This is a genomic window from Acinetobacter sp. UBA5934 (assembly GCF_002430855.1).
Lineage (GTDB): Bacteria > Pseudomonadota > Gammaproteobacteria > Pseudomonadales > Moraxellaceae > Acinetobacter.
In genome coordinates, this window is record NZ_DJDC01000085.1 from 20784 (window position 1) to 38617 (window position 17834).

Consider the following 17834-nt stretch of genomic DNA (forward strand, 5'->3'; position numbering starts at 1 on the left):
TAATTAAATTAAAAGGTATATTGGAATTGCGCTTGCAGTTCATTGGTATCTTTTTGGGCGGCAGCTTCTATGTCATAGAGGTAATGATTGAGCTGTAACTGGAATTTGGTGGTCTGGGCAAAAAACAGGTTTAGGCCAAGTGAGTGAATGTCATATTCACCGATGCGGCCACTGGCAGTATCCAAGTAATCTTGCTGATTTTTATTCGGGTTATAGCTGTCGTAACGGTAGTAACCCTGGATCGATTTCGGCCAGAAATCGTCAAATTTGGCATTGGATTTAATACTGTTATAGAACTGGTCGCCCAAGGTATAAAACACGGTAAAGGTATGCCCTTCTGCTTTGGCTTCTTTTATTGAAGGTACAGTCGTGTCGATGTAATCGGTCTTGCCTTGCAGATATTCATAGGTCACACCAAAGGGTGCATGGTTGTAATAGATATCGAAACCTAAACGGTCTTTCTTGGCTTTATTGTCAGTAATACCTGAACCAGATAGTTTTGCTTCGCCTTTAATATAAGACGCACCGACTTTAAATTCACGTAACCAGCTGGCATAGTCGACCGGCAACGTGAATGCCACACGGCCGATATAGTCTTTACCATTATTGTCATCAGTTTTGTTGCTGCCATTGCCGTTAGTCACCCCAATCGCATATTCAAATAACGGTGCGCGATAGTTCGCGCCATAGTCCACAAAGGGCTTGGCATCGCCGCGCACAATTAAGCCATTTTGACGGGTAAACAAACCTAGGTAGGTGGGTGCAGTGGCAGTACTAATGGTGGGGCGCAAATCTTCAGGTGATTGCACATCCAGACCGAATGGCAAAAGCTGCTGACCTAGGGTGAGATTCAACTTGGAAATTTCTGCACCGCCATTGGTGGAAAATACGTGATAGCGTAAGTAGGCATCGAGCAAGTTAAAGTTACTGTTATTGCTGCCATCATTACGTTTTGAATAACCAAAAGAAGCCTGATAATCGAGGTTTTTGCCTTCGTTATAATCTTTAAATAAATTACCGCGCACACCAAGCAATGCTGTTCCGATATCAAAGGTCGATTTCGGGGTATTCGGTGCGGTGGTATTGTCCTGAACATTGGCACGCAGTTGCACCGTACCGAATAAAGTCGTATCACGTGTCGACTTGACCGTTTGGCGTTCATACTGACGCGACTGGTCATATTTATAGTTTTCTAAATCGGTACGTAAACCTTCAATATCATCCGATGTTGCTGGCGTTGGGCCAGCAGTCAGTTCAGATCCCTCAGCACCTTCAGTACTTTCATTTGTTATACTTTCATTCACGGGTGCAACAGCAGCATTGGCTTTGGGTTGTACTTCAACAGCATGTAAGCGTTGTTGCAGGCTTTCAATCTGCTGTTTCAAGCTGCTCAGCTGCTGTTGTAAATCAGCGTCACTGGCAAAAGTTAATGGACTGCTTGCAGATAAAATCAATGCTACTGCAAGGTTTAACGACGTTCTTTTCATACTCTCATTTCACTTCTTTTTTGTGCCTCAAAGCGCAAAGCTGCCCCAACCCCAAGCTAAGACCTGAGGGTAAATGTAGTGCGTGGGAAATACGGGTTATGCGGCCTGTTTTTTCTTCAGTTTTTGTTCCACTTGCGTGCCTTTAAAGAAATCGGGATTGTTTGCGGTATAAAAACGGTAAGGGTTATCAAATACCAAGGCTTTAAAATCCTGCTCAGTAATTGCCCCCTCTTTGACCAGATCCCAAGTTTCAGCCAAAGGCTCCGTCAGTTCGGGTACATCCCAATGACCTGAATCTGATGAAAATAAAGCATTTACTTTTTGATTAAACGGCGTTGCCTGTGGATGTAATGCACCGACAATGGTGCGGTCATCGGCTTCGTTGCCGAAATAGAAATTCGGTACCCAACGATCAAAAATATCTTGTTTGTTTTGGACCTTAGTCAAAGCAAAATCATTAATATCTTCAGCTTTCTGTTCACGGAAACGGAATGCTGAGGCCACTCCAAATACACTTTCAATGATTTGATCGTCACTATATTCACGGCCTTTAAACAGTTCCTGTCCGTGCTGACGATACAAGTCAATAATCAACTGACGGTCGATATTGGCCGGGTTATATTGCTGCACATGCGCATTGCCACGCTTTTCAAAACGATCCACCAGATGGGTCAATACATTTGCACCCCAGGCTGCACCCGCCTCCAATAGCGCAATGCGCAATTGTGGGAAACGTTCGGTCACACCACCAAAAAATAGCGCTTTGGCCAAAGCTTCAGAGGCGTCGGCAAAGTGGTTAATATGGTTGAACATATAATTCGATGGTGAATTACGTGCCACCCAGCTTTGACTGCCTGAATGGGTGGATAGGTTGATTCCCAGTTCAATACTCTTCTGCCAAAACGGGTCATAGTCGTGTGCACTATCAATTCCAAAGAAATCCAGCCAATAGGCATAGCGACGCAGCTCTTGATCATTTGGATATTTGTCGGCAATTGCTTTCACTGGTCGACGGATTGCACCCGGAATCAGGGCGGTTTTTAAGCCCAGAGTATTGACCGCATATTCCAGCTCTTCAATGCCTTCTTCAGGGCTATGTAAGGGAATTGCAGCAACCGGGGTTAAACGGTCGGCATAAGGACGATAAATATCGGCATGATAATGGTTGACCGCACGAGTTAAAGTACGGCGTAAATCATCATTGCTTGAATTAATCGGGAATAACGAAATATTTGGATAAAGCACTGCATAATCAGTTCCCAACTCTTCCAGACGTTCATTGAGCAATGACGGTAAAGATACTGTAGCCAGGTCATATGAGTTCTGGGCTGGCAGCGCCCAGAAAGGCGGACGGAATAAACGTTTATCCTGGCGTTCTTGCGGTGTGGCTTTATACCACTCTGCAGCCAGGACATTTAAACCATTGCTGTTTAAATGTTCACGGAACAGATCCACCACTTTTGAACCGCCGTACTGGGCAATATAGTCTTCCAGCAATGGACTGAATTCATTGGTATGAATATCGGTATCAATCACCGGATAATCCAGCTGCGCTTTGACTTCCGCTGAACGGGAATGTCGGGCTTTTAAATCGTGTAAACGGGTCATGGCTATGCCTCTAATTTTCATTGTTCTGTAGCTCTTATTTGGCAACAACCATGCCAACAATTTAAATTATTGTTTTATATAAATTTATTAATTTTATTCCTACTTACTATGTTGGTTTTAACGCGATATCCGTGTTGATCTTTCAACACTTGCTTATTTAAATTCAGCTGGTTTTTTTATTTTTATTTCTTATTTTTGGATATAGCTCTGCTTTTTTAAATGTCTGTTCCCCTTTCAATTTAGGCACTGAAACTTAAGTAAAAATCATTTTTTAGATCTCACAATATTCCAATTTTTAAGCATAAAAAAACCCGCAATTTGCGGGCTTTTTAAAGGGATAATTTTCAGCAAATTATTTGCCTTTATTGCTTAATTTGGTCGCGAATGCGGTAATACGCTGATAACCGGTCGGCAAAATACGCTGGATTAAATCCAGGGTTTTGGCATCATTACCGATGAGTAAACGGCGCTTGTCTTTTTGTACCGCTTCAATGATTTGACGGGCAGCTTCTTCAGGTGGGCAACGTAATAATTTATTAAAAGATTTAGCGGATTTTTCCGGATGCATGCCTAGGGTTCGAATGCTGTCATTCATTTTTGCCGCATTGGCAATATTGGTACGAATACCGCCCGGGTGTACACAGAGTGCACTCACGCCACCATTTTCCATGTCCAGTTCCTGACGTAAGGATTCAGTAAAACCACGTACCGCAAATTTGGTCGCGTTATAAGCAGACTGGGTCGGCTGTGCGGTTAAACCAAACAGGCTGGAAATATTGATAATATGCCCTTCACCCGATTTCTTGATTAAAGGCAAAAACTCTTTGGTGCCATAGACCACGCCCCAAAAATTAATATTCACAATCCATTCCAGTTCTTCGTAAGAAGCGCCTTCTACGGTTGAACCCAATGCCACACCGGCATTGTTAAAAATCATGTTGACTGAGCCATGATCCTTCACGGTTTCAGCAGCCCAGTCGCGTACCTCTTCAAGTTTGGCCACATTGACTTTTTTCGTCGTTACACGGACGTGACTGTCTTTGACCAGTTCAACCGTGTTTGCCAAACCCTGTTCATTCACATCACTTAAGGATAAATGACAGCCCTGTTTCGCTAAAAGTACCGCCAATTGCTGACCAATACCCGAGCCCGCGCCGGTAATTGCTGCGACCTTATTTTTAAAATTTTTCATGACCCATCCTTATTCAGTTTTCTGCCTCATTCGCCTAAACATCTCGATTGTTTTTCTGCTGCGTTGAGGTGCAGTTCATTCATCCAATATAATTTTGACAATAATCATTGTCAATATAATATATGACCAATGCTAAAATCAAAGACCATTCATCTATTTACAGCATAGGTCTACAGACAAATTCTTGTTAACATAGCTCAAAATCTCGATTTCATTTGGCACATCACCTTTATGACTGAACCACAGCAAAATCTTGAACAACAACAAAATAAGCCGTTAAAAAGCAAAGAACGTCAATTTAAAGGCCTGTCTTTAACTGAACGTAAACAGGCACGTCGGGAAAAGCTGATTGAAGCCGGGATAGAAGCGTATGGCTCACAGGGTTTTTTTGCAGTGACGGTGAAAGACATTTGTAATGAAGCCAAACTTACTGAACGTTATTTCTATGAATCTTTTAAGAAAAGTGATGAACTGTTTCAAACCATCTTCTTAAAATTGATTGATCAATTGCAGCATAATGTCATGCAGGCGATCATGCAGGCCTCGACTGATCCGCGGAAAATGATCGAAGCCGGTTTAACTGCTCTGCTCACTACCTTAAAAGATAATCCGGGTATGGCCCGCATTATTTATATCGATGCCATGCTGGTTCAAGAGCTGCATAATCAGGCCACCATTCATGAAACCATGTTGCGTTTTGACCGCATGATTCATGCCTTTGTCATGTTAATGATGCCGCATATTGACCGTTCTGAACGGGAAATTTCACTCGTCGCAACCGGACTGAATGGTTATGTTACGCAAATTGCCATTCGCTGGGTGGTCAGTGGCTTTAAGCAATCGATGCAAGAGGTTTTGTCATCTTGCAGTATTGTTTTTCTGTCTTTGCTGGATACTTTTTCAGAAAAAGAAAAAATATTGAAAAAAGAAAGCTCTTCCTGATTTAAAGCTTAAAACCTATACAATGCGTTGAATTCATTAAATTTAGATCACTGATTTTTCTAAAATTGTTTATATTGCAGTATAAAAATTGTCACAATTTTTTGCGAAATTCGCCAGAGCAACCTCTTTTGCAATGATACTGTCATAATTAATCTTTGTAATAAGCCTGTCATAAATAAAAAACGGTTCACCGTTAACATCAAATAGGATATTGCGTTGTGAAAGATGACTATATATTAATCGTCGATGACGAACTTCCCATTCGAGAGATGATCCATACATCTTTAGACATGGCAGGCTTTCAATGCTTACAGGCCGAAGATGCAAAACAGGCTCACCAGATGATTGTGGATCAACGTCCTGCGCTTATTTTATTGGATTGGATGTTACCGGGTGGCGTTAGTGGGGTCGATTTGTGCCGCCGCTTGAAACGCGATGAAACCCTGTCTGAAATTCCAGTTATTATGTTGACGGCTCGCGGTGAGGAAGATCATAAAGTTCAAGGTCTGGATGCCGGTGCTGACGACTACATGACCAAGCCTTTTTCTACCCGGGAACTGGTTTCACGTATTAAGGCGGTGCTTCGCCGTGCCAATGCCTTGAGTGGCGAAAAAACCATTGATGCTAATGGTCTGATACTGGATCCGGTTAGTCAGCGCGTCAGTCATGGTCAAAATATTTTAGAAATGGGACCGACTGAATACCGTTTGCTGGCATTCTTCATGACCCATCCGGAACGGGCCTATACCCGCGCTCAATTGCTGGATCAGGTTTGGGGTGGTAACGTATATATTGAAGACCGTACCATTGACGTACATATTCGCCGGTTGCGCAAAGTGCTAGAGCCTTTTGGCGCAGACCGCTATGTACAAACCGTTCGTGGCACAGGTTATCGTTTTTCTACTCGCGCAGATGTCGCATTAGGTTAGTCGTTTTCTAGGTAAACCGTGTTTTATGTATGAACCCTACCCCATCCCTGAACTTGCACGAGAACATAAACGATTCCGTTACAGCAGTTTATGGACTTTTGCCAAACAAGATTTACGTCTGCTGGCCTTTTTACTGCTCATTGCAGGTTTAATTGGCCTAGGGATTGGGTATTTCTGGGTTTTTATCCTCATTGCCTTCGCAACATTTTTTATTCTGCAATTACGTTCACTGTATTTGGTCAATGAATGGATTTCCAATCGTCCTTATGATGTTCCGCCCAATCTGGATGGCATCTGGGGCGCATTGCTGTTCAACGTCTACCGTTCCCAGCGTCAGGAACGTATTGTACAGGCGGAAATGGTCGGCCTGATTGATCGCGCGCAATCGTCACTGGTAGCGCTGGCTGAAGCAGTGGTGCTGATTGATGAACTGCATCAGATTGAATGGTGGAATCCGGCTGCAGAAAAATTACTCGGTATTCAACCGCTAGACCGTGGTCGCAATATTTTAACCCTGCTTCGTCAGCCGAATTTTATTGAATATTTTAACAATATTGACCAAGCACCCGATGGTCTGAAAATGAAATCTTCCGCCTTTGAAGACCATTATGTACAAGTCAAAATGACCCGTTTTGGGGGCGAAAGCCGGCTGCTGGTGGCTTATAACGTGACCCGGATGCATAACCTGGAACAAATGCGTAAGGACTTTGTCGACAACATTTCCCATGAATTACGCACACCGCTTACAGTCCTCAGTGGTTATATTGAAACCTTTACCGATCAGGAAGATTTGAATCCGCGCTGGAAACGTGCCTTTGATCAGATGCAGGCGCAAACCAAACGCATGAATGCCCTGGTCAATGATTTATTGCTGTTGTCACGTCTGGAAAATGACAAAAAAATTGCTAAAAATCAGATTATTGAAATGCCAAGCCTGATGAACCAGCTGTTTGATGATGCACAGGCATATAACGTGGACTATCACCATACCCTGAATCTGGATATCGACAGTCATTGCGACCTGATTGGTTCAGACATGGAACTGGCCAGTGCCTTTAGCAACCTGATTACCAATGCCATTAAATACACCCCTAAGGGTGGCACCATCACCATGGGTTGGCATGATGATGGTGAACACGGCATCTTTACCGTTGAAGATACCGGGATCGGGATTGACCCCAAACATTTGCCGCGCTTAACCGAACGCTTCTATCGGGTAGATAGCGCGCGCAGCCGTCAAACCGGGGGAACCGGCTTAGGTCTGGCGATTGTTAAACATGTGTTGATGCAGCACGGCGCGCATTTGGAAATTGAATCCAAAGAAAATGAAGGCTCGACCTTTAAAGTGATTTTCCCGAAAGAACGCCTGTACAAACCAAACTAAACACTCCCCGGTTCAGCCTCATTTTACCCATCTACCTGGCTGGATTAAGCCAGGTTTTGTTCCTTAAACTTGGCGCGCTGAAAGGCAGGACGTTCTTCAAGGCGCTTGAGATACTTGGCGATATTCGGATATGAACCCGAGGTTCTGGACTGAATGGCATCGAGCGGAAACCACATCTGAATATCAGCAAAAGAAAATGACCCGGCAAAATACTCATGTTTGGATAAGTAATCTTCCAGGTAAGCAATATGGTCTTTTAAGCGCGGATGAATAAATCCTGCCTTCACCCCGGCCGTAATTTTGTGTGCGACCGGCTTAATCAGCCAAGGCACATTTTTGGGCACATTGCTCATCACCAGTTGCATCACCAATAAAGGCATTAATGAACCTTCGGCATAGTGCATCCAGTAGCGGTATTGTTGCTGATCTTTTTTGGCCTTCGGTTTAAATTTCTGCGCTGTATCATAGCTTTCTTGCAGATGTTGCAAAATCACCGCCGATTCAACAATAGTCTGCTCTTCATCGGTCAAGATGGGTGCTTTAGCCAAAGGATGAACCAGTTTTAATTCAGGCGGTGCAGCCATTGTAGGCAGACGTTTATAAAATTTGACTTGGTAATCTTGAGCCAGCTCTTCTAAAGCCCATAAAATTCTAAAAGAACGCGATTGATCTAAATGGTGCAGTGTAATCATTATCTGTTGATTCCTATTTTTATATTTTGCTTATGACCGGTTATGTTAAAAAAATGACATTCCTTTGCTCATAATGTCAGCTGTATCGGGTCACGTATTTAAAGCAGCACCGTGTTAATTTCCAGACTGCGTAACAGTGTCTTGGTCACTGGTGTTTTACTGCTGATGTCTAAAACTTTTTGCTGTAGCTCATCCGATAAGGGCTGAGCAAAAGACAAGCGACGTTCAATCCATTCTTTGCCTTCCTTATTAGCATTAAAATCGGCTTCTACTGAAAACTGACCAAGCTCGATGCCTTTATGACGGGCATACATACGCAAGGTAATCATGGTACAAGAAATCAGGCCTGAACAAATAAAATCATAAGGTGCAGGACCTTGATCCTGCCCGCCAAAGGATTCGGGTTTGTCAGTAATAAACTGGTGTTTTCCACTTTTCACTTCGCCTGACCAAGGTTCAGCCAGGCTCTGTACTTCTGCATTTGCAATAATTGCCATATTCACAAAATCCTGAATTTTATCGTTATTTTGAAGCACGCATTTTATCGGGGAATGCCGGTGCTTCCAGACGGGGGCCAGGATAGTCAGGAATGGTACCAAAACGCTGGTCCTGATTAATCCAGTGGTCACGGGCTTGGCAAAGTTCTTCCTGAGTCCGCCCGACAAAGTTCCACCACAGTAATATCGGTGACTCGAAGGGCTCCCCACCCAACAATAAAACGCGGCTGCCTTTATGCAAGCGGATGTCAATTTCAGTCATGCCTGGCTCCAGCACCACCATGTTGTCTTCCGTCAGTTCATGTCCATTGACTTCGGCAGCACCCTCGAGTGCCATAAAACCATATTCAAATTTTGGATTCAATTGAATTCGGGTGGTCGTAGATTCCAGTGCAGTTAAATCCACACCCAGCAATTCACTATGCACCGCAACCGGTGACTGGGTCTGTAAGAACTCACCCACCAATACGGTAAATTCAACCTGATCTTTTTCCACTACAGGAAGTTCCGGATAATGGTCGAAACGCGGCGCCATATTGATCTTGTCATCCGGCAAAGCAATCCAGAGCTGGGCAGCATGCATATGGGTTTCATTTTCCGGTGCCACCTCAGTATGCGAAATCCCATAACCTGCGGTCATTAAATTGACCTGTTTGGGACGAATCAACTGTTTTGTGCCCAGACTGTCGGTATGCATCATGGTGCCTTCAATCATCCAGGTAAAAGTCTGCAAACCAATATGCGGATGCGGACCGACATCCAGACCATCGCCCTGAGGAAAAACCACTGGACCGGCATGATCCAGAAAGCACCACGCGCCAATTAAACGCTTATGCCGACTGGGCAAAGCACGCTTGATCACGGTACCCTGTCCAATTTCCGCACTACGCAAAGGGAATTCCTGAATAAACTGATTTACGTATTTTTCACAATCGTCCGAATTGGAAAGCTCTGTATAGCTGCTATTGGTCATATGACTATCCTGCATTTCATGAACGCATCTGTTCTTGTAGATCCTATCTATTGTTATCAATCATATAGACTCTTCATGCTCCAGCCTATAGTTAAGTTAATACGCTGAATATAGGGTATAGGACAATGTTATTTTTGAAATTTTCCCTCATAAAACAAGGTCTAGAGGCTGTAAGTCTTTGACTATTTATAACCTATTCATATGAATTTTATAGAAAAAAAATCTTTTGTCACAATTATGCCAGCTACTTGCTGGGTATCCTGTATACAGATATTTTTCCTCAGCATAATATTTGTCCCTGACCAATCTTGCTATAGAAGAGGATAATCATGTCCCAAGGACAGCAGGAAAATTTTCATTACTCCGAAGATCAAGAACATACCCATATTGGGAACAATGAAGATAAATATTCAGATGTCGGAACTGCCATTTTACCCAAGCGGCTGTGTACGCTCGACAATAAAAAACAGATAGAGCGACAACTAGAAGATCCTACCACCCGTATTCCGGAGCAATTTCAACAATACTATCTGGACTATCAAAATACCCATCAACGCCAATTTTTAAAATGCGTCAATTTTATTGGGCAACTGACTTTTTTAAGCTATTTTTTCGTCGATCTGATTTTATTACCCGACATTGGCATGCTTTCCGGTATTGCACGGCTAATTTTTGTGGTCTTTACCCTATTGATTAACTGGCTAGCTTTCCGCTACTGCAAGAATATTAAGATTCTGGATAGCCTGCTGCCGATCTATGTTGCAGCGGCAGCCGCAATCTGGCTTGAGCTGTTGTATTTGTCGCAAAGTCCCCTGGTGGACACTTATCTATACGCCAGTATCATTTTTATTTTATTGGGTAATTTATGCGTACAGGTGGTTTTTCGCAATTCACTTTTTACTTCTTTGCTAATTAGCGTGGTGATTTTTAACGGCGTACTCAGATTAGCCAGTTTTCAGGAACTGATCTTATTTTCACTCATTTACACACCGGTCTTATTACTCAGTATGTATATCAGCTGGAATAACACTATAAATTCAAAACGCAATTTTTTGCGGGTTTTACTGAATGACTGGAATTATTACACTTTAAGCAAACTAGCACATACCGATGAATTGACCCAGCTCAATAACCGTCGGCAATTTATGCAGCTTGCCGAACATAGTATCCAGCAATGGTCAAAATATAATTTGACCTGCTTATTGATGTTTGACATCGACTTTTTTAAGAATATTAATGATACCTATGGACATGATGTCGGTGATGAAGTGCTGCGGGTACTGGCTGATATTGCCCGTCGGGAGATGCGCTATACCGATGTATTGGCCCGTTTTGGTGGCGAGGAATTTATTGCTTTACTGCCGAATACCACCTTAGAAGATGCAATTAGCATTGCCAACCGTTTGTGCCGAAAAATTGAAAAACATCAAATTTGTATTAAAGATAAGTTCTTCTTTAATTTCAGTGTATCGATTGGCGTATCTCAACTGCAACCCAATCAAAATGATTTAAACCTGCTGATTAAAAATGCCGATATTGCACTTTATGAAGCCAAGAAAAATGGACGCAATCAGGTAGCAATTTATACGCATCAATAATTAAAAATGATCTTCATCGAAACGGTCTTGGTCGATTTTATAAATATGAAAACTACGCTCCACTTGAATGCCCAAGCCAAATTCAATTATTCAAAATGTTTATTTCTATACTTTAAAAAATTAATTTATAAAAATAAAAAAGGACACCGAAGTGTCCTTTTTAAAATAATTTCCTACACTGTTACGCGCATCTTGCACAAAATTCAAAGCAATGCTTTGAATTTTGCTCATGGCGTAATTTAGGCAGGAAGCCGTGCTTCCTGAAACCCTGAGAGGTGAAATAACAAAGCACTGCTTTGTCACCTCGCAAGACTTTCAGCTATGCTGAAAGTTACTCCCATTCAATCGTCGCTGGTGGCTTAGATGACACGTCATAAACCACACGTGAAACATCTTTAATTTCGTTCATGATACGAGTCGAAATCTTGTCTACCAATTCATATGGAAGATGCGCAAAACGTGCTGTCATGAAGTCAACGGTTTCAACTGCACGAAGAGCAATCACCCATGCATAACGACGGCCATCGCCCACTACACCCACAGATTTAACTGGCTGGAATACAGCGAAGGCTTGAGCAGTTTTGTCATACCAACCGCTGGCACGAAGTTCCTGCATGAAAATGTCATCAGCTAAACGAAGGATGTCAGCATATTCTTTTTTCACTTCACCCAAAATACGCACGCCCAAACCTGGACCCGGGAATGGATGACGATAAAGCATCTCGTGTGGCAAACCTAAAGTAGTACCTAAACGGCGTACTTCATCTTTAAACAAGTCACGAATTGGCTCAACCAGTTCAAAAGCTAAATCTTCCGGTAAACCACCCACGTTGTGGTGTGATTTAATCACATGCGCTTTACCATTTTTGGTTGCAGCAGATTCAATCACGTCCGGGTAAATCGTACCTTGTGCAAGGAAGTTTACACCATCAAGCTTACGTGCTTCTTCAGCAAATACTTCAATGAATTCACGACCAATGATTTTACGTTTTTTCTCAGGGTCAACTTCACCTGCAAGTGCAGATAAGAAACGATTTTCAGCATCGGCACGAATCACGCGAATACCCATGTTTTTGGCAAACATGTTCATCACTTGCTCGCCTTCATTCAAACGTAGCAAGCCGTTGTCAACGAATACGCAAGTCAATTGGTCGCCAATTGCTTTATGAAGAAGCGCAGCAACTACAGATGAATCGACACCACCTGAAAGACCTAAAAGAACTTTCTGGTCGCCAATCTGTTCACGTAACTGTTCTACACGTAGGTCGATGATGTTTTCAGAGTTCCAAAGATTACGGCAACCACAAATACCATGTACAAAGTTAGATAATAACTCGGCACCTTTTGCAGTATGGGTTACTTCAGGGTGGAACTGTACACCGTAGAAACGACGTTTTTCATCGCTTACTGCTGCAAATGGACAGCTTGGTGTACTTGCAGTAACCTGGAAACCTTCTGGAATTGCGCTTACTTTATCGCCATGGCTCATCCAAACATTCAGTTTGTTTTCACCATCGTTTAAATCACCAAGAAGCTGGTCACGCACTAAAACATCTACAGCAGCATAACCGAATTCATGCACAGTACCTGGCTCTACTTTACCACCAAGCTGTTCTGACATGGTTTGCAAGCCGTAGCAAATACCCAGTACAGGTACGCCCAAGTTGAATACAACTTCAGGTGCGCGTGGACTACCTTCTTCATGAACACTTTCCGGACCACCCGACAAGATGATACCGTTTGGTTTAAATGCGCGAATGTCTTCTTCAGACATGTCATAGGCATACATTTCAGAATATACACCAGCTTCACGTACACGACGTGCAATAAGCTGACTGTATTGAGAACCGAAATCCAAGATCAGGATGCGGTCTTCAGTGATTTGAGTATTGGTAGTCATGACAAACAACTATGCAAGGCAAACGAAATAAGCGCTGCATTCTATCATTTTTCGGCGCATTAAGCACACTATTCGCACAAGGCTTTCAATTCGTTGATTGCATTATATTTCTGGCATAACAAAACATCCTGTCGGATGCCTTGTTTATGTTGCCATTTTTTTATTTTAACTGTCTGTATATAGGCAACTTGAGGACAATCAGTTCGATGCTCACACCTGGTTGTACCATATTCATTTATCATTTCGATTTGCCATTTTTTCGATTTTAACGACATCGATATTGCTTGACCTACCACCCTGGGCATCGACCTCATCCATCAATTTTACCTGGTCACCGGCCTTTAAGCCCATGGGTTTGCAAAATCATCATCCACGTCAATCTCGATTGAACCAGAGATAAAGAGAACCTTTGCTTCATCCAGCTTTATTGAGACAAAGTTCGGGCAATTTGTACCCAGTTTTTATGTATGGTGCGCAGCTTTTATGTCATTAAAAAAATGAAATAACGGCGCTGAGATGATCCTGCTATTTGCTCAATTACACTGAGGATTTCTCAAGCATTGTTATCCACACTGAATTTTCCTGCATCCTGCAACATCAGGAGCAAAAAATAATTTGTAAGATAAATCATTGCGGAAAAAGAGAAGGATGAAAACGCAATTAATTTTCTTTTTGGTACTGACTTTCATGCCCCGGACTGCTAGGATTTCAGCACATTTTTGCTGTCTGTAGCGCCATGGAACTGCTTGATTTTATCTTACATGTTGATGCCCATCTGCTCGAATTTATCACCAATTACGGCGTATGGATTTATGCCATTCTGTTTTTAATTATTTTTGTCGAAACCGGTTTGGTGGTGATGCCATTTTTGCCAGGTGACAGTTTGCTCTTTGCAGCTGGGGCCTTAGCAGCATCCACAGGCGCAATAAATCCTTATGTGCTGGTCATCTTGCTATTTACTGCGGCCGTACTGGGTGACACCCTGAATTATCATATTGGTAAATTTATCGGGCCGCGTGTATTTGAAATCGAATCACGCTTCATCAACAAACAGCATTTAATGTATACGCAAAAATTCTTTGAAAAACATGGGGGTAAGACCATTATTTTTGCACGCTTTGTGCCTTTCGCGCGTACCTTTGCTCCCTTTGTAGCGGGTGCCGGCAGTATGAATTACAAATTCTTTTTGAGCTATAACCTGATTGGCGCAATATGCTGGGTCGGTTCATTTATTACTTTGGGCTATTTATTTGGCAATATGCCGATTGTGAAAGACAATTTTACCCATTTGATTTTTGGTATCATTATTATCAGTGTCTTGCCGGGCATTATTGGTTTTATTCGGCAAAAGTTGAAAAAGACCCCTTAAACAACTGGGCTTTAGAAAGAATACAAATTAAAAAAATCGCACCACCACAGGCAACATACACATAATCAGCAACATGGCCGATCCTTTATATAAGAGATCGGCTTTTATTTGTCTGGACTGACCCGACAAAATTGCCCGCCCAAAAAACATCCAGAACACCACCGCAGGCAACAGCACCAGACTGAACAGCGCAAAGACCAAAACAAAATTGGCGGGATTACTCCAGGTTTCAATCGGTAAAATACCCGCAGCAAATAATAAGGCTTTAGGATTTTTAAAAGTAGAAAAGAACAGTTGCCGCGGTCGGATCGAACGATGATGTTGATTATGCTTTTCTAAATCGGAAGTTTTCCATAAATTGAAGGCCAGCCAGCCGACATAAATAGCGCTGCAAACATGCAGGATATGAATAAAATTCGGCCAAACCGGACTGCATAAATGAATCAGCAATGCCCATAAATTAATCGTGTAAAAATAGCCAAGCAATTTTGCCGGAATAAACAGGCTAGTTTTGGCAATGCCTTGTTGATGTGCCGAGCTTGCAATTAATGCATTGGTTGGACCCGGAATCATCAGCACCGCAATCACTGCCAATACAAAAAGCCAACTCTCAATCATACATACCTGACATCACCATTAAACAGGGGCACACCTTATATGAAACTGATGAAAAGTAACAAGTATTACATTGATAAAAAGCATCACCTGATGCGTTTAAAGATCACATCAAAAAACAATAACTAATTGATATTAAAATTATTTATCTTGAAACATTTTGCTAAGATTTTATCACCCGGCTATTAATTTTAGAGCAATAACCGGGTGATAAATTGATGAATTATTGAACTTTATTACGAACAATAATTGGGCAACTCTTAAATTGTGCCGCCTGAACTACAGCTTCCTGTTCACCCAATAGACGTGATAATTCAGTTTTTTTGGTATTTGCAGATTGTCCCATATTCACAGAAACACTCGGACCAATTCCCCAACCACCATGACTGCCCCAACCACCGCCAACACCAACACCCACACCGACGCCAGTGCGTTTTGGTGCCTGCACACCATTATCGATATATTGCTGAATACGGTTATATTCACTTTGCAGTTGCTGACAATTGAGCGCTTGATATTGGGTTGGAGAAACATAACTCGGTTTCACCGTAGTGGCACATGCAGCCAATAAAAACGTACTTCCCAGAAGGAAGCTTAGATAAATCGTTTTCATGAGAAATCTCGATACTTATATATGCTCAATTTCATTGAACAACGATTGATAGGCTTGCGTCAATTTATGATCCGTTGCCAAATGAATGAGGGGCTGATTCTTAAGATGCGATTCCTTCATTAAAATCGACGGCGGCAACATACTGTCCAACACAGGCAAGCTTTCATCTTTCAGTTGTTGCACCACTTCGCGCGGTAATTTGGCCTGTGCCTGAAACTGGTTGACCACAATCCCTTCAATTTCCAGACCATCATTATGATCATCTTGGGTTTCAATGACATTTTCAATCAGGGTCTGTAATGCACGCTTTGAAAATACGTCACAATCAAAAGGAATCAGCACGCGACTGGCTGCAATCAGCGCCGACAAGGTAAAGAAGTTAAAAGCTGGTGGTGTATCGATATACACCCGATCATACCGCCCTTCCAGTTGTTGCAAGGCATCACGTAATTTATAAATCTTGTGTTTTGACTCTAAAGCATGTGCCAGTGCACCCAACGTCGGACTTGCAGGAATCACATCCAGATTTTTAAAAGGAGATTGATGTACATAGCGCTCCAAACCTTTATCCCGGTTCTTTAAAATCGAACCAATGGCATTGCCTAACAGTCCTTTACTTTGGGTTGCACCCAGCACTTCTTCAAAATAGTTTTCAATATTGGGTTCCAGCGCAGGTTTATCCGCCGTATAGGTCGCATCATCTCCCAGAAGATATTGACTGGAATTGGCTTGCGGATCGAGATCAATCAGCAAGGTTTTCAAACCTTGATGTGCGCTAATCGCAGCCAAATTAACTGCAATACTGGACTTGCCTACCCCACCTTTTTGATTAAAAATCACACGTATCAGCATTAAAATCCCCTATCATTTATAGTTATTTATATATTGCAGTTTACCCTACACGCCTGATGTCTAGAACAATCATGTCTAACAATTAGCCAAAATTCGGCTTAATCATCACCAACCCAATAATGGCAATCAAAGCAACAACTGCAATCATTAAACCCGCGCGACGTTGGACCAATAAAATACGGTCATCTTTTTTATAGGCCTTGATCAAGGAAGAAAATAACACCAGAAACAGAATGATCTTGGCATAAAACCACGTTTGGACTTCAAAATTCTTGATCACCAATGAGGTCAATCCGGTCAGAATAATGATGGTCATCGCAAGATGCTGCCATGCGACCAAAAGTGTCCGCATAGCCGGATTCGGCTGATTGTCTTTCACCCCAACAAATAAAGTCAAACCGCGTGCGATGATGGCCCCAATCAACAGGGTCACAGCAATCATATGCACAATTTTGACTGTCAGCTGCATATCCATTGTCTAAGATTCCTTATTATTCAGCTTTTGGTGCATGGGCACATTCAGGGCTTGGCGTGGCTTGTCCTTGCCATTCCGATGGCTCAAAAGCATGAATAGCCAGTGCATGAATACGGCTGGGCGCAAGCAAATCCCCGGCTGCTGCATAAATTTTTTGATGACGCTGCACTAAACGCAAGCCTTGAAAAATGTCGCTCACTACAATTACTTTAAAATGCGATTCTTTGCCCGGGAAATAGCCCCCATGACCCGAAGACTCATTCACTACTTCCAAATGAACGGGTGATAACTCTTGCAGGCGTTGAATCAACTGTTGTTCTAAATTCATGAAGATACTCCAAATTCAAATAACTACTTTTCTGGCTTCAGTATACCGTGTTCCGATTCAATCGTTGTGCCTGCCCACCCCATCATTGATCTATTTCAAGATAAAAATTTCTTTTTAAATCTCAATCTTGTTTATAAAAGCAGCACACTTGAACAAAATGGTTTTATTTTATGCAATTGATACAAGTTTTTTCACAAAGTTATTGACCCTATTTTTGCATACTGTATTATACACGGCATGCGGGAATAGCTCAGTTGGTAGAGCATAACCTTGCCAAGGTTGGGGTCGGGAGTTCGAGTCTCCTTTCCCGCTCAAAATTTTTTCATTTAGTTTTTTCACTTAAAAAACTTTATAGACTCCGCGGGAATAGCTCAGTTGGT

Annotated in this window: 17 protein-coding genes, 1 tRNA gene and 1 pseudogene; 6 read left to right on the plus strand and 13 right to left on the minus strand. The window is 42.4% G+C overall.

Annotation, left to right across the window (positions count from 1 at the left end):
* Positions 1 to 8: 8 nt before the first annotated feature.
* The 3 genes from B2Y23_RS06110 to B2Y23_RS06120 form a co-directional block, all read right to left on the minus strand.
* Positions 9 to 1487, minus strand: coding sequence for a DUF3138 domain-containing protein (locus B2Y23_RS06110; protein WP_291369641.1), 1479 nt, complete (start codon positions 1485 to 1487; stop codon positions 9 to 11).
* Between the two features lie 96 nt (positions 1488 to 1583).
* A complete protein-coding gene (locus B2Y23_RS06115) occupies positions 1584 to 3095 on the minus strand; it encodes an amidohydrolase family protein (protein WP_291369643.1) in 1512 nt (503 codons plus the stop codon).
* 352 nt (positions 3096 to 3447) lie between these two features.
* Complete coding sequence (locus B2Y23_RS06120; RefSeq protein WP_291369645.1) at positions 3448 to 4287, minus strand: SDR family NAD(P)-dependent oxidoreductase; 840 nt, start codon at positions 4285 to 4287, stop codon at positions 3448 to 3450.
* Between the two features lie 231 nt (positions 4288 to 4518).
* Between B2Y23_RS06120 and B2Y23_RS06125 the strand changes: the two genes are divergently transcribed.
* The 3 genes from B2Y23_RS06125 (at position 4519) to phoR (ending at position 7542) form a co-directional block, all read left to right on the plus strand.
* Complete coding sequence (locus B2Y23_RS06125) at positions 4519 to 5229, plus strand: TetR/AcrR family transcriptional regulator (RefSeq protein WP_291356472.1); 711 nt, start codon at positions 4519 to 4521, stop codon at positions 5227 to 5229.
* A 218-nt stretch (positions 5230 to 5447) separates the two neighbouring features.
* A complete protein-coding gene (gene phoB / locus B2Y23_RS06130; RefSeq protein ID WP_291356470.1) occupies positions 5448 to 6158 on the plus strand; it encodes a phosphate regulon transcriptional regulator PhoB in 711 nt (236 codons plus the stop codon).
* A 25-nt stretch (positions 6159 to 6183) separates the two neighbouring features.
* Positions 6184 to 7542: a phosphate regulon sensor histidine kinase PhoR gene (phoR, locus tag B2Y23_RS06135; RefSeq protein ID WP_291369647.1), complete on the plus strand. Its 1359-nt coding sequence runs from the start codon at positions 6184 to 6186 to the stop codon at positions 7540 to 7542.
* Positions 7543 to 7586: 44 nt separating this feature from the next.
* Here the strand turns inward: phoR and B2Y23_RS06140 are convergent, their stop codons facing one another.
* The 3 genes from B2Y23_RS06140 to B2Y23_RS06150 form a co-directional block, all read right to left on the minus strand.
* Positions 7587 to 8234 carry a glutathione S-transferase gene (locus B2Y23_RS06140; protein WP_291369650.1) on the minus strand — a complete coding sequence of 216 codons (648 nt, stop codon included), beginning with the start codon at positions 8232 to 8234 and terminating at the stop codon, positions 7587 to 7589.
* A gap of 98 nt (positions 8235 to 8332) precedes the next feature.
* The gene (locus B2Y23_RS06145) at positions 8333 to 8731 is read right to left on the minus strand and encodes an OsmC family protein (protein ID WP_291369652.1); all 399 of its coding nucleotides are present in this window, start codon (positions 8729 to 8731) and stop codon (positions 8333 to 8335) included.
* Positions 8732 to 8756: 25 nt separating this feature from the next.
* Positions 8757 to 9704: a pirin family protein gene (locus tag B2Y23_RS06150; RefSeq protein ID WP_291369654.1), complete on the minus strand. Its 948-nt coding sequence runs from the start codon at positions 9702 to 9704 to the stop codon at positions 8757 to 8759.
* 329 nt (positions 9705 to 10033) lie between these two features.
* Here B2Y23_RS06150 and B2Y23_RS06155 point away from each other — a divergent pair, with 329 nt between their 5' ends.
* A complete protein-coding gene (locus B2Y23_RS06155; RefSeq protein WP_291369656.1) occupies positions 10034 to 11302 on the plus strand; it encodes a GGDEF domain-containing protein in 1269 nt (422 codons plus the stop codon).
* Here the strand turns inward: B2Y23_RS06155 and B2Y23_RS06160 are convergent.
* A pseudogene (locus tag B2Y23_RS06160) lies at positions 11303 to 11392 on the minus strand (restriction endonuclease); the annotation flags it as partial. It lies immediately after the preceding gene.
* Between the two features lie 241 nt (positions 11393 to 11633).
* Entirely contained in the window at positions 11634 to 13202 is a 1569-nt protein-coding gene (gene guaA, locus B2Y23_RS06165) for a glutamine-hydrolyzing GMP synthase (RefSeq protein ID WP_291369658.1), read from the minus strand.
* A gap of 736 nt (positions 13203 to 13938) precedes the next feature.
* On the opposite strand from guaA, the gene B2Y23_RS06170 reads away from it, so the two are divergent.
* Positions 13939 to 14571 (plus strand): DedA family protein, encoded by a 633-nt coding sequence (locus B2Y23_RS06170; RefSeq protein WP_291369660.1) that lies wholly within the window; start codon positions 13939 to 13941, stop codon positions 14569 to 14571.
* A gap of 27 nt (positions 14572 to 14598) precedes the next feature.
* Here B2Y23_RS06170 and B2Y23_RS06175 read toward each other — a convergent pair whose 3' ends face one another.
* From B2Y23_RS06175 to B2Y23_RS06195, 5 genes are all read right to left on the minus strand, one after another.
* Positions 14599 to 15189: a LysE family translocator gene (locus B2Y23_RS06175; RefSeq protein WP_291356452.1), complete on the minus strand. Its 591-nt coding sequence runs from the start codon at positions 15187 to 15189 to the stop codon at positions 14599 to 14601.
* Between the two features lie 220 nt (positions 15190 to 15409).
* The gene (locus B2Y23_RS06180) at positions 15410 to 15799 is read right to left on the minus strand and encodes a hypothetical protein (protein ID WP_291369662.1); all 390 of its coding nucleotides are present in this window, start codon (positions 15797 to 15799) and stop codon (positions 15410 to 15412) included.
* A gap of 15 nt (positions 15800 to 15814) precedes the next feature.
* Positions 15815 to 16651 carry a ParA family protein gene (locus B2Y23_RS06185; RefSeq protein WP_291369663.1) on the minus strand — a complete coding sequence of 279 codons (837 nt, stop codon included), beginning with the start codon at positions 16649 to 16651 and terminating at the stop codon, positions 15815 to 15817.
* Positions 16652 to 16733: 82 nt separating this feature from the next.
* Positions 16734 to 17126: a SirB2 family protein gene (locus tag B2Y23_RS06190; RefSeq protein ID WP_291356446.1), complete on the minus strand. Its 393-nt coding sequence runs from the start codon at positions 17124 to 17126 to the stop codon at positions 16734 to 16736.
* A gap of 16 nt (positions 17127 to 17142) precedes the next feature.
* Positions 17143 to 17454, minus strand: a complete 312-nt coding sequence (locus tag B2Y23_RS06195) for a BolA family protein (RefSeq protein ID WP_291356444.1) — start codon at positions 17452 to 17454, stop codon at positions 17143 to 17145.
* Positions 17455 to 17693: 239 nt separating this feature from the next.
* Here B2Y23_RS06195 and B2Y23_RS06200 point away from each other — a divergent pair.
* Positions 17694 to 17766, plus strand: a tRNA-Gly gene (locus tag B2Y23_RS06200).
* The last annotated feature ends 68 nt before the right edge of the window (positions 17767 to 17834 follow it).

Bases quoted from the DNA above. Each gene is read 5' to 3' on its own strand.
- B2Y23_RS06120 (WP_291369645.1), bottom strand. From the start codon at position 4,287: ATGAAAAATTTTAAAAATAAGGTCGCAGCAATTACCGGCGCGGGCTCG.
- B2Y23_RS06155 (WP_291369656.1), top strand. From the start codon at position 10,034: ATGTCCCAAGGACAGCAGGAAAATTTTCATTACTCCGAAGATCAAGAA.
- B2Y23_RS06110 (WP_291369641.1), bottom strand. From the start codon at position 1,487: ATGAAAAGAACGTCGTTAAACCTTGCAGTAGCATTGATTTTATCTGCA.
- B2Y23_RS06170 (WP_291369660.1), top strand. From the start codon at position 13,939: ATGGAACTGCTTGATTTTATCTTACATGTTGATGCCCATCTGCTCGAA.
- phoR (WP_291369647.1), top strand. From the start codon at position 6,184: ATGTATGAACCCTACCCCATCCCTGAACTTGCACGAGAACATAAACGA.
- guaA (WP_291369658.1), bottom strand. From the start codon at position 13,202: ATGACTACCAATACTCAAATCACTGAAGACCGCATCCTGATCTTGGAT.
- B2Y23_RS06115 (WP_291369643.1), bottom strand. From the start codon at position 3,095: ATGACCCGTTTACACGATTTAAAAGCCCGACATTCCCGTTCAGCGGAA.
- B2Y23_RS06185 (WP_291369663.1), bottom strand. From the start codon at position 16,651: ATGCTGATACGTGTGATTTTTAATCAAAAAGGTGGGGTAGGCAAGTCC.
- B2Y23_RS06180 (WP_291369662.1), bottom strand. From the start codon at position 15,799: ATGAAAACGATTTATCTAAGCTTCCTTCTGGGAAGTACGTTTTTATTG.
- B2Y23_RS06175 (WP_291356452.1), bottom strand. From the start codon at position 15,189: ATGATTGAGAGTTGGCTTTTTGTATTGGCAGTGATTGCGGTGCTGATG.
- B2Y23_RS06150 (WP_291369654.1), bottom strand. From the start codon at position 9,704: ATGACCAATAGCAGCTATACAGAGCTTTCCAATTCGGACGATTGTGAA.
- B2Y23_RS06145 (WP_291369652.1), bottom strand. From the start codon at position 8,731: ATGGCAATTATTGCAAATGCAGAAGTACAGAGCCTGGCTGAACCTTGG.
- B2Y23_RS06125 (WP_291356472.1), top strand. From the start codon at position 4,519: ATGACTGAACCACAGCAAAATCTTGAACAACAACAAAATAAGCCGTTA.
- B2Y23_RS06140 (WP_291369650.1), bottom strand. From the start codon at position 8,234: ATGATTACACTGCACCATTTAGATCAATCGCGTTCTTTTAGAATTTTA.
- B2Y23_RS06190 (WP_291356446.1), bottom strand. From the start codon at position 17,126: ATGGATATGCAGCTGACAGTCAAAATTGTGCATATGATTGCTGTGACC.
- B2Y23_RS06195 (WP_291356444.1), bottom strand. From the start codon at position 17,454: ATGAATTTAGAACAACAGTTGATTCAACGCCTGCAAGAGTTATCACCC.